The 17,282-nt window shown below is 42.0% G+C and carries 16 protein-coding genes; 6 read left to right on the forward strand and 10 right to left on the reverse strand.

What is annotated here, in order from left to right:
• Positions 1 to 260: 260 nt before the first annotated feature.
• Entirely contained in the window at positions 261 to 425 is a 165-nt protein-coding gene (locus tag RMY27_RS07670) for a hypothetical protein (protein ID WP_322661905.1), read from the reverse strand.
• 547 nt (positions 426 to 972) lie between these two features.
• Here RMY27_RS07670 and mgtE point away from each other — a divergent pair.
• Positions 973 to 2,373 (forward strand): magnesium transporter, encoded by a 1,401-nt coding sequence (gene mgtE, locus RMY27_RS07675; protein ID WP_322661908.1) that lies wholly within the window; start codon positions 973 to 975, stop codon positions 2,371 to 2,373.
• A gap of 88 nt (positions 2,374 to 2,461) precedes the next feature.
• Here mgtE and RMY27_RS07680 read toward each other — a convergent pair whose 3' ends face one another.
• Together RMY27_RS07680 and RMY27_RS07685 are read right to left on the reverse strand one after the other, a co-directional pair.
• Positions 2,462 to 2,719: a hypothetical protein gene (locus tag RMY27_RS07680; RefSeq protein WP_094352695.1), complete on the reverse strand. Its 258-nt coding sequence runs from the start codon at positions 2,717 to 2,719 to the stop codon at positions 2,462 to 2,464.
• 200 nt (positions 2,720 to 2,919) lie between these two features.
• The gene (locus tag RMY27_RS07685; protein WP_322661911.1) at positions 2,920 to 3,801 is read right to left on the reverse strand and encodes an SDR family oxidoreductase; all 882 of its coding nucleotides are present in this window, start codon (positions 3,799 to 3,801) and stop codon (positions 2,920 to 2,922) included.
• A 569-nt stretch (positions 3,802 to 4,370) separates the two neighbouring features.
• Between RMY27_RS07685 and RMY27_RS07690 the strand changes: the two genes are divergently transcribed.
• Complete coding sequence (locus tag RMY27_RS07690; RefSeq protein ID WP_322661913.1) at positions 4,371 to 5,969, forward strand: peptide ligase PGM1-related protein; 1,599 nt, start codon at positions 4,371 to 4,373, stop codon at positions 5,967 to 5,969.
• Positions 5,970 to 5,991: 22 nt separating this feature from the next.
• On the opposite strand, the gene RMY27_RS07695 is transcribed toward RMY27_RS07690, so the two are convergent.
• Positions 5,992 to 7,806, reverse strand: a complete 1,815-nt coding sequence (locus RMY27_RS07695; protein ID WP_322661915.1) for a protein kinase domain-containing protein — start codon at positions 7,804 to 7,806, stop codon at positions 5,992 to 5,994.
• Positions 7,807 to 8,215: 409 nt separating this feature from the next.
• Between RMY27_RS07695 and RMY27_RS07700 the strand changes: the two genes are divergently transcribed.
• From RMY27_RS07700 to RMY27_RS07710, 3 genes are all read left to right on the forward strand, one after another.
• Positions 8,216 to 8,647: an EamA family transporter gene (locus RMY27_RS07700; protein WP_322661917.1), complete on the forward strand. Its 432-nt coding sequence runs from the start codon at positions 8,216 to 8,218 to the stop codon at positions 8,645 to 8,647.
• Positions 8,648 to 8,932: 285 nt separating this feature from the next.
• Positions 8,933 to 10,204, forward strand: a complete 1,272-nt coding sequence (locus RMY27_RS07705; RefSeq protein WP_322661919.1) for a DUF4255 domain-containing protein — start codon at positions 8,933 to 8,935, stop codon at positions 10,202 to 10,204.
• Positions 10,201 to 12,192, forward strand: a complete 1,992-nt coding sequence (locus tag RMY27_RS07710) for an ATP-binding protein (RefSeq protein WP_322661921.1) — start codon at positions 10,201 to 10,203, stop codon at positions 12,190 to 12,192. Before RMY27_RS07705 ends, RMY27_RS07710 begins: the two co-directional genes overlap by 4 nt.
• A gap of 87 nt (positions 12,193 to 12,279) precedes the next feature.
• On the opposite strand, the gene RMY27_RS07715 is transcribed toward RMY27_RS07710, so the two are convergent.
• Genes RMY27_RS07715 through RMY27_RS07725 form a run of 3 tightly spaced genes read right to left on the reverse strand, consistent with a single transcriptional unit; the run spans position 12,280 to position 13,529 of the window.
• Positions 12,280 to 12,534: a pentapeptide repeat-containing protein gene (locus RMY27_RS07715; protein WP_322661923.1), complete on the reverse strand. Its 255-nt coding sequence runs from the start codon at positions 12,532 to 12,534 to the stop codon at positions 12,280 to 12,282.
• Positions 12,535 to 12,541: 7 nt separating this feature from the next.
• Positions 12,542 to 12,763, reverse strand: coding sequence for a pentapeptide repeat-containing protein (locus tag RMY27_RS07720; protein WP_322661925.1), 222 nt, complete (start codon positions 12,761 to 12,763; stop codon positions 12,542 to 12,544).
• A gap of 34 nt (positions 12,764 to 12,797) precedes the next feature.
• Positions 12,798 to 13,529, reverse strand: a complete 732-nt coding sequence (locus RMY27_RS07725; protein WP_322661927.1) for a Uma2 family endonuclease — start codon at positions 13,527 to 13,529, stop codon at positions 12,798 to 12,800.
• A gap of 225 nt (positions 13,530 to 13,754) precedes the next feature.
• Here RMY27_RS07725 and RMY27_RS07730 point away from each other — a divergent pair, with 225 nt between their 5' ends.
• Positions 13,755 to 14,006, forward strand: a complete 252-nt coding sequence (locus RMY27_RS07730) for a hypothetical protein (protein ID WP_322661929.1) — start codon at positions 13,755 to 13,757, stop codon at positions 14,004 to 14,006.
• Here the strand turns inward: RMY27_RS07730 and RMY27_RS07735 are convergent.
• The 3 genes from RMY27_RS07735 to RMY27_RS07745 all read right to left on the reverse strand — a co-directional run bounded on the left by RMY27_RS07735 (position 13,980) and on the right by RMY27_RS07745 (position 17,223).
• On the reverse strand, positions 13,980 to 16,427 hold the full coding sequence (locus tag RMY27_RS07735; protein WP_322661931.1) for a tetratricopeptide repeat protein: 2,448 nt from the start codon (positions 16,425 to 16,427) through the stop codon (positions 13,980 to 13,982). The two genes, RMY27_RS07730 and RMY27_RS07735, sit on opposite strands and share 27 nt — an antisense overlap.
• A 120-nt stretch (positions 16,428 to 16,547) precedes the next feature.
• Positions 16,548 to 16,973, reverse strand: coding sequence for a type II toxin-antitoxin system VapC family toxin (locus RMY27_RS07740; RefSeq protein ID WP_322661933.1), 426 nt, complete (start codon positions 16,971 to 16,973; stop codon positions 16,548 to 16,550).
• Positions 16,960 to 17,223, reverse strand: coding sequence for a CopG family transcriptional regulator (locus RMY27_RS07745; protein WP_322661935.1), 264 nt, complete (start codon positions 17,221 to 17,223; stop codon positions 16,960 to 16,962). Before RMY27_RS07745 ends, RMY27_RS07740 begins: the two co-directional genes overlap by 14 nt.
• Positions 17,224 to 17,282: the final 59 nt, after the last annotated feature.

Here is a 17,282-nt window from a genome sequence, read left to right on the forward strand (position 1 = left end):
TATTTATACTTTATCTTGAGTATTACTTTATATCTTTCTTAGCGGAACCAGCAGAAATCATAGTAATATAGCGTTTACTAATCACATGAGGTACATCATATTCCCCTCCTCGCTTGCGCTACGGTGTACACACAAGTACTATCTGAAAGGGTTTCAGGCGTTATAGACCCCAAAAATAGTCATTACGAGCGCAGTGATAACGGAGCGAAGTAATCACATAATCCCGTGAGTTAAAGCGATTGCTTCGTCGTTTCTCCTCTCTACGAGACGCTACGCGAACGCAATGACAGACTTTCAGAGCGATCGCACAATCCTACTGCTAGAGGACGAAACCAAGTGTCAGGTGGAATTTCACGACTTGTGTGTACACCGTAGCCTCGCTTGCGGGGAGGGGGTTGGGGGTGGGGTTTTTGTACCTCACTCAACTGAGAACCGCTGTAACCTAAAATCAGTGGAGCAAAAGCTTTTGCAAGAGCCTCACCATTTATGCATTTAAGCTGGGGAACACAATCTACTAGAATTTAAGAAATAATCGTACTTTTTGAGTAACCTTGCTATGGTTCGATTATCCTGCTAAGTAGGTTGGCACAATTAAACCGAACTATACAAAGTTTTGTATGGGTAAAGGGAAAAGGTTAAAGGGTAAAGGTTTTTCCCTTTTACCCTTAACCTTTACCCTTCTAGTTGTGTTTTTTAGCACCTACTTACTTAATGGATGGCTACGCAACAGTTTCTCTTATTTGCAAAAGGCTACGCACTAAGCGAAGCTGCTATGTCGCAGGCTTTACGAGACGCCGCGATATTGCTGAACGCAAAGAATTGTTAGCGTCCGAAACCCTACTCTTTCGTTCATTTACAAAAGTTTTCAATTTACGCCAAGTCAGAAAAATTTCAAGTTTGACGTTGCACATTCCCACTTTCCCCTAGACTAGGGGCAGCAACCTTGTTCAAACTGGCTGAGGAAAGTGGATTTTGACTGAGACAAACAATTTAAACTCTACCATCCAGAATCTCTCACGCAGGGAATTGCGAGATTTAGTGCGGACTCAGCTGCAAATGCTCCTGGAAGCAGGAGACTTGCAGGGAGCAAAATCTATTCTCGTACCCGTGCAGCCTGCGGATATCGCCGAGGCAATTGAGGGTTTGCCAGAAGCGATGCACGCTTTGGCTTTTCGCTTGCTTTCTAAGGATGAGGCGATCGAAGTTTATGAATATCTCGACTACAGTGTTCAAGAACGGTTAATTGAAGAACTTAAAAGCCAGGAAGTCCGCGATATTGTCGATCAAATGTCGCCGGATGACCGAGCTAGGTTATTTGATGAATTACCGGCAAAAGTCGTCAATCACTTATTAGAACAACTGAGTCCAGCAGAACGTCAAGCTACAGCCCAACTATTGGGTTATGAAGCTGATACAGCTGGGCGAATCATGACCCTAGAGCTAATCTCGCTGAAAGAAAACTTTACAGTATCTCAAGCTCTAGAGCGAATTCGCAACTTAGCTAATGCCAGTGAGATGATTTATTATCTTTATGTCATGGATGCGGCAAGGCGCTTGACGGGGATTGTATCGTTGCGAGAATTAGTAACGTCTCAGCCTGAGCAAATTATTGGCGAGATTATGACCCGTGATGTGGTGTTTGTCTACACTGATACAGACCAGGAAGAAGTTGCAAGATTAATCCAAAGATATGATTTTTTGGCTGTGCCTGTGGTAGATAGAGAACAGCTTCTAGTAGGTATTGTTACGGTAGATGATGTAATTGATATTCTGCAACAAGAAACCACTGAGGATATTTATGCCTTGGGTGGTGGTGTGCAGTCGGGGGGCGACAATTATTTTCAAATGAATTTGCTAGAAATTGCTCGGAAGCGGGTTGTCTGGTTATTAGTCTTACTTATAACCAATACCGTCACAGGAACAATTATTAAGTCGCAAGAAGACATTTTAGCAAAAGTGGTGACACTGACGGCCTTTATTCCCTTGTTGACTGGTACTGGGGGTAATGTAGGCGCTCAATCTTCCACAGTGGTGATTCGCGGGATGAACACCGATGAAATCCGATCGCTTGGTGCATTGCAGGTAATCGGCCGGGAAGCGATCGCTGGGGCATTATTGGGAGGAATGTTAGGTACGATCGCTACTGTCTGGGCTTATTTTCTGCAAGGACGAGTAGAAGTAGCGATCGCTGTAGGCACTAGTCTGGTAGCTATTTCTATTTTGGCTTCGATATCCGGTTCAGCACTGCCATTTCTATTTCGCTATCTGCGTTTAGATCCGGCATTAATGTCAGCACCATTCATCACCACAGCAGTTGATGTTGTAGGTGTTTTGATTTACTTCAATTTAGCGCGGGTAATTTTAAAGTTATGAAAAGAGTCATTAGTCATTAGTCATTAGTCATTAGTGAATAACACACTACAAATGACAAAGGACAAAGGACAAATGACTAACCTAACTTTTACAATTCTGATTCTGTATCTGGAGCAACAATTTCACCAGTACCCAATTGCAGGATCATGTCTTGGTCAGTAATCAATCCGCTAAGTTCCTTCACTTGTAAATTCATGTCTTCACAAGCTTGTCTAAGTTCTCTGGCAAATTTGTTGAGGTCTTGACCATAGCCACATTGATAAGCAGCAGTTTCAATTCCTTGCTGGGCATTTGCTCTAGCACAATCTACTAGTTCTCTGCCATTTAGTGGTGTAGGAGATGCCATAGACGTAGTTATTATTTCTTAAATGTTTGCTGCTAGATAGACTATCAATATTCCCACATTTACTCATCCCTCCAATGGAAGACCATCAGGGTATAATTAGAAGTAATTATTTTTTTATCATTAGTCATTAATCCTTTATTCAAAGTGAATAACCAATGACCAATGACTAATGACTAATGACTAATGACTGAATTTTTCACTTACCCATTCACAACATCTCCACCATTGACATGTAACACTTGTCCAGAGACATAAGAAGCATCATCCGAAGCTAAATATACGTAGCTAGGAGCAACTTCTTCTGGTTGTCCGGCTCGTTCCATTGGTACTTGTTTGCCAAAAGTTTCAACTTTCTCTTCGGGAAAAGTTGAGGGAATTAAAGGTGTCCAAATTGGCCCTGGCGCGACAGCATTAACCCTAATTCCTTTGGATACCAAATTTTTTGATAAGGAGCGAGTGAAAGCAACGATCGCACCTTTTGTAGAAGAGTAATCTAGTAGTTGTGGACTACCTTTATAAGCTGTTACCGATGTGGTATTGATGATAGCACTGCCTGCTTGTAGATGCTTTAGTGCAGCCTTAGTCATGAAAAACATCGAGAAAATATTAGTGCGGAAAGTTCGCTCTAGTTGCTCTTCAGTGATTTCTTCAATACTTTCTTTCGGATGTTGTTCAGCAGCGTTGTTGACGAGAATATCGAGTTTGCCAAACTCACCAACTGTTTGTTGTATGGCTTGCTGACAAAAAGTTTCATTGCCAATATCACCTGCGATGGTTACTGCACGACGCCCTTGTTTTTCTACCAAATGTTTTGTTTCTTTGGCATCATCGTGTTCATTAAGGTAAAGAATAGCCACATCTGCACCTTCTTTTGCAAATGCGATCGCAACAGCACGACCAATTCCACTATCTGCACCCGTAATCAATGCTACTTTATCTTGTAACTTGCCGCTACCCCGATACTGAGCATCATCAGCTTTGGGTTTTGGTGTCATTTCTGATTCAACACCTGGTGCTTCTTGTTGCTGTGGCGGTTGCAATTTTTGTTCTTTTTTCTCTTTTGGTTCTTTTGATTTAGCCATCTGTTTTACCTTGGTAATTCAATATTGAATTGGGCATTGTCAATGGAGAATTGAGCATTGAGAATTAGCTATACTCCATCTTTCTCATCTCTCTTATTCCCTATTTCATAACTAAACCTTGGATCGAAAATTCAACCCAAGGTTTATTTTTTGCTTTGACTTTCACTAGCCATTTGCAATTTTAGGCATTTCTATCCTGGATGTTTGCCAAACTTACTTCTTTCTAGCAACTGTAGGCAAATCAGATTATTTATCCTGATGCTTGAACATGAAAGTAAGTACACAACTCCGATATGATGAAAAGTTTCTCTTTTTCACCTGCTTTCAAGTTAACTATTATATTGCTGTACTTTATCGCCCCCAAGAGGTAAAGTAAGCTGCAATTAGCTCAACCTTTAGACGGAAAAGAAATTAAAGAAGTCGGCGATTTGCGGGTAGCTATAGTTTGATTGATCCTTGCGGACTTCCGGAAAATTTTTACAAAACTACCTGAATCTTGACACGGCGACTATACATCCTCCAAAAGGGTGCGTGGTGCGCTACATTGAGATCATTAGAGGGCATGGGTTATGGCAACATTAAATATTTCCGAGTTAGAACAGGTTGAAAAGTTTCGCCACTTACAATTAACCCTGCGCGATCGCTGGAAAACGAGCGAACTATTTGACAATAGCGAAGCGGATATTTTAATTATTCCCTCCTTGAGTCTTGACCAGGGAGAACTCCAAAAGATCGAAGGCTGCGAACATTATGAAGAAAGATTACTATTTTCTTTAATTCGGTTGCGGAATCCCCGAACTCGACTGATTTATGTAACATCAGTACCACTGCATCCGAGTATCATTGATTATTATCTGCAATTGTTGCCAGGAATTCCCTTTTCTCATGCTCGCAATCGCTTGCTGTTACTTTCTACTTACGATTCCTCTTTTAAGCCTTTGAGCCAAAAGATTTTAGAACGCCCACGCTTGCTAGAGCGGATTCAGAAATCTTTGAGGCTAGACAAATCATTTATGATCTGCTACAACTCTTCGCACTGGGAAGGCGAATTGTCTTTAAAATTGGGTGTACCACTGTATGCGGCTGCACCAGATTTACAGATTTGGGGAACAAAAAGTGGCAGTCGGGAAATCTTCAAGGAAAGCGAAGTACCGCATCCAGATGGCAGCGAAAAAGTTTGGAACCATACAGATTTGGCAGAAGCTACCGTTGATTTGTGGGAACGGCAACCAACATTAAAACGGGTAGTAGTAAAACTTAACGAGGGCATTTCTGGAGAGGGGAATGCATTGTTGGATCTCAGACCGATTGAGAATTTAGCACCAAACACTGGTACTCATGCCGAAAGGATAGCAGCAATTAGCGATCGCTTATCAACGATGCGCTTTCAAGCAAAACAAGAAACTTGGGATAGTTTTTTGGGAAAAATGCCTGAGTTAGGGGCAATCGCTGAAGCATTCGTGGAAGGGGAAATTAAGCGATCGCCCAGCGTCCAAGGACGGATCACGCCCCAAGGTGAAGTGGAAATCCTTTCAACTCACGACCAAATTCTCGGCGGCCCAGACGGTCAGATTTATCTTGGTTGCAGGTTTCCTGCTGATGAAAGATATCGATTGCAATTACAACAATTGGGACTTCAAGTTGGCAGAAAACTAGCAGAAAAAGGTACTTTAGAGCGGTTTGGTGTAGATTTTATCGCCGTTGACAAGGGTAATGGAGACTGGGATATTCAGGCGATCGAAATTAACCTGCGTAAAGGTGGTACAACTCATCCATTCATGACCCTGAAATTATTAACAAACGGTCGCTATGACCTTTCCACAGGTTTATTTTATAGTCAACAAGGTCGTCCAAAATATTACATTGCTACTGATAATTTGCAAAAAGAGCGCTATCAGGGATTATTACCTAATGATTTGATGGATATCATTGCTCACCACAGACTGCACTTTGACAGTGGTACAGAAACTGGTACAGTGTTTCATCTTATGGGTTGCCTTTCGCAGTTTGGCAAGGTGGGATTAACCAGCATCGGTGATTCCCCCCAACAAGCACAAGACATTTATAACAAAGTTGTCAAAGTTCTGGATGAAGAAACCCGCAGCGAAAACCGTGATTTCTCGCCATTTTCAGATTATTCCTTTCCCGTGGTTTGGGATGAATTATAGGGCACAGCAATGCTGATTAGTTCTAAATGCGCTGGTCGTTATTAGGTAAATTTTGCTGGTTGCTTGGCTGTTTACCAGATTGCAATTGGGTATATATATAGGTTACTACTGCTAAAGTCAGCCCAATAGCCAACACCACCCCTACGATTCGCAAGAAATTGGGAGTAATTCTCGTAGTTAGCTGCTCACTTAGCCTTGGTTGGTAAATAGTGTCATCTGTTCGCGCTTGTGGTCGACGTTGATTAGACGCAGGTCGTGGCTGATACAACGTCACATCTGGTTGCACTGGTGGTCTACTTTGATTAGATACTGGTCGCGGCTGAAACAACGTCTTATCTGGTGACACTTGTTGTCCACCTTGATTAACTCCTGGTCGCGGCTGAAACAACGTCTTATCTGGTGACACTTGTTGTCCACCTTGATTAACTCCTGGTCGCGGTTGAAACAACGTCTTATCTGGTGGTACTTGTTGCCCGCCTTGATTAGCTCCTGGTCGTGGTTGATACAACGTCACATCAGGTTTGCTGGCGTTCGGATTATTCCCAGGACTTTGTGGATTTTGTTCAACTGGGTTAAATGGCCTCGGAACAGTTTCGTGATTTGAACCTTGATTGAAACCAGATGGAGGGCGAATAACAGTATCGTCGTTCGATTGTCTCGGAACAGTTTCGTGATTTGAACCTTGATGGAAACCAGATGGAGGGCGAATAACAGTATCGTCGTTTGATTGTCTCGGAACAGTTTCGTGATTTGAACCTTGATGGAAACCAGATGGAGGGCGAATAACGGTATCGTCGTTTGATTGTCTGGGAACAGTTTCGTGATTTGAACCTTGATTAGAAGCAGGTTGCGATCGCCCAGTAATTTGTCCGGGTACACTAGATTCTGTGGCAAATTTGGCAGCAGCTTGCAAAGCCCGATTTAGTTCTTCTACGGTTGCAAATCGGTTTGCTGGGTTCTTGTGGAGGCATTTCATCACCACGGCTTCTAATTGTACGGGTAAATGCTCACACCCTGGTTGCTCGCGCAGTGGTTTTGGTGGCTCATAAGCATGAGCTAATACCCAAGAAGCCTCACTCACATGACTACCCTTAATGCTGATCCCAAAGGGGTCGGCGGCACTCAGCATTTCATAAAGGATAATCCCTAAGCTGTAAATATCACCTCTAGCATCCAAATTTTGATCGCTTTGGATTTGTTCAGGCGGTGCATAACGAAATGTACCGATAAATGTACTAGTTATATTTGTAATATTGGAATTTTCTGAAGATTCACTCCGAATTTTGGCAACACCAAAATCTAAAACCTTCACCCACTCTCCCAAATCTGTCGAGATCAAAAATATATTATCTGGCTTCAGGTCGCGATGAACTACCTGAATATGTTCAGTGGTTTTGCCGCCATCCCGTTGGAGAGTCACTCCTTGATGGGCAAGCTGTAAACCTTTACAAACTTGCGCCATAATCTTCACCGTCCGCTCAACAGACAGACGCTTTTCGCGCAGGAGTAATTGTCTAAGCGTTTGCCCCCGCAAAAATTCCATGACGTAAAATGGAAAACCTTCCGGGGTTACACCACAATCACTAATTTTAACAATGTGGTCACTTTGCAAAGCAGCACAAACAGCCACCTCGCGCTCAAAACGCTTTCTCATTTCGAGTGATGCCACTAGCGTATCTTTGAGCAACTTCAACGCTACCTGCTGACCAACACGGGTATCCGTTGCTAGGAAGACTTCTCCCATGCCACCCCCGCCTAACCGTCTGTCTAAACGGTATCGCTGATTATCACCTACAAAGCGACCATTCCAAGAATTTGAAGAAGGTGGGGATTTCATCTGAGGCAACCCATCCTAGTTACTTTACTTTAAGTGTTAACTTTTAGTCAGAGATATTGCTAGTATTACAAATATTAATTGCTTCATAACTTAGATGAATATTAGTAATATATGCTACTAGTAATTATCTAATTATACTCAGCTTAACATATTAATAACTTAAAGTAATGTGATAAATTTGATAAAATTTTAAAATTAAGACCTATAGCAGTTTAAATTTGTTCCTGATATTAAGTTAGCGCAAGTTCGACGAGAGTCGTCAGCTTCAGTAGTGCTGAGTGACAAAGAGAGTGAAACGGGCAAGCGTAAACTACGCACCTAGCAAGTAAAACTTGACAGATGAGTAATTGAATTTAACACTCTTCTTAAATGACACTGCTAATTTTGACTAGTGAATCAGGAGGCTAAGATGGGAAGCAACACCACAACATGGTGGATATATGCATTATTGTCAGCTGGCTTTGCAGCATTGACAACTATCTTTGCCAAAATTGGGATAGAAAATGTGAATTCTAATTTAGCAACAGCAATCCGAACTGTTGTGATCTTAGTAGTTGCTTGGGGGATTGTACTTTTTCAGGGAAACGTAGTTAATATCTTAGCTATATCCCAAAAAACCATGATTTTCTTATTATTATCTGGAGTATCTACAGGGTTATCATGGATTTTTTACTTTCAAGCCTTACAAGCCGGAAAAGCTTCTCTTGTTGCACCAATTGATAAATCAAGCTTGGTATTAGTTTTATTATTTTCAGTCATTTTTTTGGGAGAAACGTTAAGCTGGAAAATCATTTTAGGAACGGGGTTAGTAGTCATAGGGACTTTAGTTTTAATTATTTAAAGTCTTAATTGAAAGGATGTTTTGAAAGTACTACTGTTCAAGTACGTCAGGTAGCTTTCAGCGAAAACTTGCTGAGTTTTAACCAGGTGATTTTGATCGTTACCGAGTCTTTTAAATTGAAATGCTAGGTGGATTTACGCCGTACTATACTAATAGTTAACAATGCGCTTTTGTCTGCCGTGCTGATAGTCTTTGCTACAAAATACTTAAAGTTTTGCAAAATATATTCTATTAATGTACTCTGGCGTACATGATTAATATGTGCTATTGCCATGAGGAATCAGGATGAGTAATGTGCTCTCTATAGCCGCAGTGACAGCAGTACTAAAAGTCTTGCTGGAAAATGGTTTAGTCAGTGATCCGATCGCTGCTAGTGTTGGTGATGTGATTGTAACTGCCCTACCGCCGGATCGAATTTCAGTTGAAGCTGATGAGCGTGCCCAAATCAACCTTTTTCTCTATCAAGTGACGCAGAATCGCAATGTCGATTGGGTATCTCAAGAATTTCGGAGCAGGCACTCACGGATTAATGGAAACCCACGCTCTCAGACTCCACCACTAGCTCTTGATCTCCATTACTTACTCACAGCTTACGGAGCCAAGGATTTTCAGGCAGAGCTTTTACTCGGCTATGCAATGCATTTATTACACAAAACACCAGCTATCACATCTGATATTATTGAAAATACTTTGATAAATGCATCTACAACCAATACCTCAAGTGCTTTTTCGCAAGCTGTAGCAAGTGTGTCTGTATCCGCTTTAGCTGAACAAATTGGGCAGATCAAATTGACTCCAGAGTTTTTTAACATGGAAGAAACTTCTAAGTTATGGTCTGCTTTACAAACACACTATCGACCTTCAGCTACTTATCTGGCATCAATGGTATTGATTGAGAGTAGCAATGACAAGTCTGAAAGTTTTTACATGATGCCCTTGTCTCAACCGAATATAGAGCAAGTTATAGCTTCAGCTAAAGCCGAACAAATGATTGTTGCAGGTACAACATTAGTAATTCGTGGTAAACGGTTACGCGGTGAGATCACACGAATTCGTTTTGGTAATACGGAGACATTACTAGTACCTCAAGAAGTAAAAGAAACGCAAATCAGCTTGTTAGTCCCGCCAGATTTATACGCAAGCATACAGGGTGTCCAAGTTGTACATTTGACAATGGGCAATGTAGACCAAACGAATCATCTAGTTGAATCAAACGTTGCGGCTTTTGTCTTACATCCAACAATTACAGCATTCGTCACTCAAGTGGAAAATAGCGGCGACAATTTACGCACAGCAGAAATTACCGTTAAATTCCAGCCGAAAGTCGGTAAGGAACAGCGGGTAGTTTTGCTACTCAATGAGGTATCAGGTGATAATCCGGTAGCTTACTCTTTCTTGGCTGCACCACCTACCCAAGACACTGATGCGATCGCGATTCCGGTCAAAAATGTCAAACCAGGAACTTATATTGTCCGAGTGCGGGTAGATGGCGCCGAAAGTCCACTGCAAAAGAATGAGTTAGGGGAATATGATTCGCCACAGGTGACAATTTTATGAATGCTACGACAATTAATCACAATTGGGATCAGGCAAACTACCGCTACCTATCAGCAGCTCTCGCCGTGGTGCGTGGTATTTTAGAAAATCACACGGCAAAAGAGCAAAATCAACCTGAAGAGAACCACCAAGAGCATTTACAGCAGGCGTTACAGGAAGCCGCTGCTGCTATGCCTGCACCATCAGCACTGGAGAGAGTCTGCAAAATGTTTCGCCTCTCATCCTTTGAACGCGATTTGTTGCTGTTGTGTGCAGGTATGGAATTAAATGGAGATTTTGCCAAATTGTGTGCTATAGTTCACGGCGATTCACAACGAGCTTACCCAACTTTGGGTTTAGCTTTGGCAGCTTTACCTAACGTCCACTGGGATGCGATCGCTCCAAATGCTCCCTTACGTCATTGGCGGTTAATTCAAATTGGTGATGGTCATGCCCTAACTCTCAGTCCCGTGAGAATTGATGAGCGGATTTTACATTATCTCACAGGTATCCAATATCTTGACGAACGGCTAGCTGGCATCATTGAGCCATTACCAGAGGTTAGCGATTTAGTTCCCTCGCACCAAGATTTGGCAGAGCGAATAGCAGCAGTTTGGGCGCAAGCTTCCAAGGTTAATAGTCTGCCAATTGTCCAGTTATCTAGTGGTGAAACTGCTAGTAAACGTGCCATTGCCGCCACAATTTGTCAACTTCAGGGTTTAAACTTGTGGGTAATGCCCGCACAAGTCATTCCTTTAGCACCTAGCGAGTTGGATAATCTCATCCGCTTGTGGACTCGCGAGACAATTTTAAGTAAGAGTGCCTTACTCATAGACTGCAACGAACTGGATATTAATGATACAGCACGGCTGAATGCGATCGCTCGTTTCATCGAACGCACAAAGGGCTTTTTAATAGTCACAAGTCGGGAACGGATCGGCTTATCACAACGCCTAGTAGTTAATTTTGACGTACATCAACCAACTAGCAAAGAACAAGGTGCAGTTTGGCAAGATGCGCTAGGGGCGAGTGCATCGCAAATGAATGGGCAAGTCAAAACCTTAGTGGATCAGTTTAACCTCAGTGCTGCAACCATTCGCGCTGCTTGTGCAGAAGCCACAGGACAGTTGGCACAAACACCAGAAACCGATATCGCTAGCATTTTATGGGATGCCTGCCGCGTGCAAGCACGTCCGCGCTTAGATGAACTCGCCCAACGGATTGAGCCATCTGGGGATTGGGATGACTTAGTATTGCCAGAGGCGCAGAAACAAGTTCTCCGGGAAATTGCGGCTCATGTGCGCCAACGTAGTACTGTATATAACAATTGGGGTTTTGGGGGCAAGAGTGCTAGGGGATTGGGAATCAGCGCCCTATTTGCAGGTAGTAGCGGCACTGGTAAAACCTTGGGAGCAGAAGTACTGGCCCATAAATTGCGCCTCGACCTCTATCGGATTGACCTATCATCGGTAGTCAGCAAATATATTGGCGAGACAGAGAAGAATTTGCGCCGAGTATTTGATGCCGCAGAACAAGGTGGAGTGATTTTGTTATTTGATGAAGCCGACGCTTTATTTGGTAAACGGAGTGAAGTTAAAGATGCGCGCGATCGCTATGCCAATATTGAAGTTAGTTATCTATTGCAACGGATGGAAAGTTACCCAGGTTTAGCAGTCTTGACTACGAACTTGAAGAGTGCAATTGATACAGCTTTTTTGCGGCGGATTCGCTTTGTGGTGCAGTTCCCCTTCCCCGATACTATGCAACGAGCTGAAATTTGGCGGCGTGTCTTTCCAACCGAAACCCCAACCGCAGATTTAGATGCTCTGCAACTTGCACGGCTAAATGTTGCTGGGGGTAATATCCGTAATATTGCTTTAAATGCCGCTTTTTTGGCTGCCGATGCTGGGGAACCAGTGCAGATGAAACACGTATTGCGGGCGGCTCAAACAGAATATAGTAAGTTAGAGAAACCCTTGACTGATGCGGAAGTTGGCGGATGGATGTAATTGTATAATTTTGAAATGGATGTTACTGATTTTCAAAATTTAGGATTGAATGCGTCCCTGTTGGCGAATTCTCAACTAACAATGGTGTCACCAGTCGTGATCGTCGTTGAGGACACTTCCATCTTCCAAAACAAGACCTCTGACGCGAGTACCAGTCCAGTCAACATTACTCACATGCTTGGCACCATTCATATTGGTGTTACCCAGCCAAGTTTGGGTGATAGAAGCGGATCGCAATTCAGCACCACTCATGTCAGTATCCATGAATTCAACAACATCCAAGCAAGCTTTAGTCAAATTGGCTCCACTCAAATTAGCACGAATCAATTTGCACTGACCCAAGTTGGCACTAGTTCAGATTGGCGTTACTCAAATTGGCACCAGTAAGATCAGCACCAGCCAAGATAGTATCAGTCAAGTTGGCTCCACTCAAATTGATTCCACTCAAGTCAATATTAATAAAAACATCTTCCATTGGTTCGGAGCCGCTGATATTAATACCACTGAGATTGAGACCGCTAAAATCTCTTTCCCCAGCAGCATATCTTCTTCTCAACTCTTCTCCATCCATAATTTACTTTTGAATTTTGAATTTTGAATTGGTATTACTCTGGTAATTCACCAAATCTTTCCCGATAGCGAGCAAGCATGGACTCCATTTGAGCAAGTTGCTGCTCGGCTTGTTCGCGTTGCTGCTCGGCTTGTTGACGCTGTTGCTGTTCTTGGTGTGCTACTTCTTCTGGCGTGGGCGTTAGTTGTCCATCGGGAGTGAAAAAGCGCAACTTCGATTGATAAACTCCCAAATATAACTGTAATTGCTGACTCCATAACCAACCAGCTTCATTTGCTTGCAGTTCTTGATAACGGCCATCTAGTAAATGAAATCCTTTAAATTCTAAACTTACCGGGTCAAACCAAAAATAATCAGGAGTCCGCCAAATATCTTGATAGATTTCCTTTTTCAACCCTCTATCAGTAGCAGCTGTTTTGTCAGAAAGAATCTCTACAATCACATTTGGGTATTTGCCATCTTCTTCCCAAACTACCCAGCTTTTGCGTGTTTTGCGTTGGGTATTTAAAACTACAAAGAAATCGGGGCCTCTAAATTGCTCAGACTTGCGTTGACGCGGACTGTAATAAATCGTCATGTTACCGCAAGCGTAAAAATCTTGACGTTCCTGCCACAACCATTCCAAACACTGAATCAACAGCAGTATTTGCCGCAAGTGAAGTTCTGTTTCCAAAGGTGGTTCATCACTGTATAAATCACCAGGAGGAAATATAACATCTTCTGGTGTGTCTTCTAAAATTATTCCTAAATCTTGAGCAGAAGACATAATAATTTCTCGTTTGACAAGATAAATCTAACTTAACCCAATTCATTTTTAAGTGCTAAATGCCCCGCTACCGCTAACGGTACTCAGCACTTAGTAGATTTCTACGATTATAAGTCTCGCTCACACAAAACACCTGCTGCCCAGAATAATTTCTACTTAAGTCGATAGCGATCGCCACGAAACAAATTGTATAATTTGATTCAAAAATATGCTTAAGGATGTGAGATGAGCGATGTCTACGACGGGCTACGCCTACGCATATTTGGGCCTAAGAAAGCAGGTACACTCACTTTTCAAATCCGTCGCTGCTCTCAGCAACAACTCCAACGCTGGCAAATCCAGTACACGAACAATCTTGGGAATAACAAGCTATCAAAAAAAAAGCCTGTTCACCACAAGGGAAAAAGAGGAAGGGAAAAAGGCAAAGAAAAGACTTTAACCCTTCCCCTTTCACCTTTTCCCCAAACCCAATTCTGAGTTTAAAATCCTTAACCGAGTAGTATTGCGACTGGTGACACAGATTTGATTAGCACACTTTAAAACTTTTTCAACTTGTTTTGGTGCTTTGATTTCAGTAAATAGCTGAATCGCTCGATCAAAATTTATTTGACTTTCATTAGGTTTTGACATCCTTTGATTAGTTAAACCCAATTGAAAATAAGCTTCAGCCAGATCGCATTTAGCGCCTATTTTATCCAAAAGTTCGATTGCTTCTGTATGCTTAACAAGAGCTAATGCAAAATCTGTTTGTTGTCGATAGATTTCTGCTAGACCATTGAGTGTTTTTGCTTTTACCTGCATATAATGACTTTCTTCAGCAAAAGTAAAAGCTTGCTGAAATATCTGATTTGCCTGAGAAAATTCACCTAAATTGACGTATGTTTGACCCAAAATTTGCATGAAATAGACAAATCTCCCCGTTTGTTCTACCAGTTTTTCCTTCGTAATATTTTGATAAGCTACATCTGCTAATTGATATGAAGAATCGCGCAAACCTAAATAAGAATACACCAAAGCTAAACAAACTGAAGCTTTCTCTGCCCAGCGATGATGCTCGGTATTTTGAGCTAAGTAAATCACTTGTTGAAATAACTTTGCGGCTGTCTCTAGTTCCCACAAATCTATCTTGTAAAGACCAATACTTAATAAAGAATCTACCTCTAGCATTCTCAAATAGTAAACTGTATGTTTATTTTCTGGCTGAGGTACAAGTGATTTGAGTGCTTGAGTTGCGAGTGTAATAGTCTTTTCTTGACAAGCGATCGCTTGACTAATCTTACCTGTTATCCAATATAAATCACCCAGTATATTATAAAGTTCGCTGAAATTTTGGTCATTGTTCAGATTATTAACAACTCGATAAATTGCTGCAAGTATCGGTTGAATTAAACCCATACGATATAACGTACTACCAAGAGGCAAAAACTGCTGCCATTGATTATTTCTACTTTTTAAAATGACCTTACCCGCCAACTCAAATTCATGAATTTCTATATAGTGATAATATGCTTCCAGAGCTTGCAAAGCATCCTTAAAGGTTTCGATTTGTTTAACACTAGCTGTCCAAAACTCTGCGGCTTTGTGGTTGGCAATTTCCCATTCATCGGTGAGGCGTAAACGTGCGATCGCCTCTGCACGAATCACCGGATGCAACCAATATTCACCTTTTTCGCACTCCACCAAAGACCGATTTCTTAAGGAGGCAATAATTTGGCGATGTTGATCGGCTGGAACATCCCACAGTAAACAAAATAACCCTTGAGATGAAATGGTGGGTATATCTTGGTAACGATAACATCCCAAACGGCAAAGCAAGCGATAAGCTTGAGGGTCGAGGGCTTGCAGACGATTAATTTGGCTAACGGCTAAATTTTTTAAGTCGGTTGCTGCTAACGGATCGGCATGATTTTCTTGCCAATAAAGAACCATGTCACCGTCAAAATCCTCCTGAATAGAACCGCAGAGAATTCCCATTGCTTTAGCATTACCGCCATAAGTGCGATGTATGATTTGCAAGGTTGGTAAGTCGATGCCCAACCCACGGTTGCTAAAAAAATGTTGCCATGCAGTTTGATCCAAACCAGGAAGCCGATAGTGATTCACATTCAACCCAGGTTCACAAAGGCGATCGCGACTAGTAATCAAGGTAACAGATTGCACCCTGGCATCAGCCAACACCCGCAATAGTTCTACATAGTTGCGGTGAGAAGCAATCAATCCACCTTGTTGAGCTAATGCAGGTTCGAGATTGTCAATTAACACCCCAATCCGCCGATTGTGGAGTTGGCGCTTGAGTCGTCCCAATGTCACCCCAAATTCTACCCCGGGTTCTTGATCAAAGTCTTGTTTAAGCCATTCCTCTACTACTCGTTCGGCGGGGGTGATATTCTGCGTTTCCTTCGCCATCAGCAGTTCCAAAACCAAGTCAAACCCCTGATGCAGATATTGCTGCGCTAGAGTAGTTTTGCCTAAGCCTCCCTCACCTTGAATGACAATGACTTTCGATCCCTGATTTACCAAAGTATTCAGGTGAGCGATCGCTTCTGTTCGTCCAATAAAATTGGTATCCTCTAATTTTGGGGTGGGATTTTGGGGCGATCGCGAGTAATCAATCAGACTGGATGATATTGCAGTAGTTTTTCTTAGAACTCGCTCCAAAGTAGCGCGACAATTACTTTTAGTAATCTTTTCTCGCAATACTTTAGAAAGCAACTTCCATAACTGAGAACCAGCATCCTTGGCGTGTCCTTCCGTACAACCGTAAGAATGAGCAATATCCAAGTATTTTCTACCCAACCAAACTTGCACAAGAATCACTTTTTGCAAATCGCTCAACCGTTCCCCAGTCTGAGGGGGAATTATGGCGTCTAACCATGCTAATGCTGCTTCAGCGTCCATTGTGTAACGACAAGGGTAGTTCAGATTTTAGGGACAAATATAAATCACTTTACAGTTATGCTGTTGGAGTTTTCGGATAAGATTCTGTAAATCCGACTTTTTTCCCGACTTTTGCAAACTTTATTCAAAATTCAGCAGCAAGTTCTTGAAAGGATTGCTGTTATTCCAACGGTAAGTATTAAAGTCTCGTTGATCAACGGTCAAAATTCGCCTATGTCCCAGATGTTCTGCGAGAACAACTAGAGAAGCATCTGCCATATCCATTAGCAAATCGTTATATTTTTCCATGAGTTCAACTATGCGTACAACATGGTGACTTCGTAAATCAAACACCTCAAATGCTTCCTGTGCAACCTCTCTCAAAAAACTACATTGAGCATTATTACCACCTCCTCTAGCAAGAAGAAGGTAACAAGTTTCGGTAATAACAGGGTAAGTAGTGACTAGTGGTTGATTGAGAGCATTTAAAACTTGTAGTGCTAATTGATGGTATTGATCGTTTTGGTTCCCAAGTGCCACGAAAAAGCCAGTATCAGCGACGATCATACTTTTCTTGCATTAGCGATCTTACAATGGTTTCGGAATTAGCAGCTAAGTCAGTTTCTCCTTTGAAACAGCCGATAAATTTACTTTGCTTGAGTTTAGCTAAGGGATCTGTTTTTTGTTGCTGAAGTTGTTGATAGCGCAGTTCAATCAAAGATTTAATTGCCTCTACTGTATCTTGGTCAGCCTCCTGTTGAATGTAAGCAAGCTTTTGAGCATATTCTTCATCTAGCTGAATATCAATATTCTTCATTGCCACTAACTTGGAACGTTTACCTAAAGTATATCGTCCGCGTCGAATCGTCTAGAATA

It is taken from the genome of Nostoc sp. DedQUE09, from assembly GCF_034530915.1.
Lineage (GTDB): Bacteria > Cyanobacteriota > Cyanobacteriia > Cyanobacteriales > Nostocaceae > Nostoc.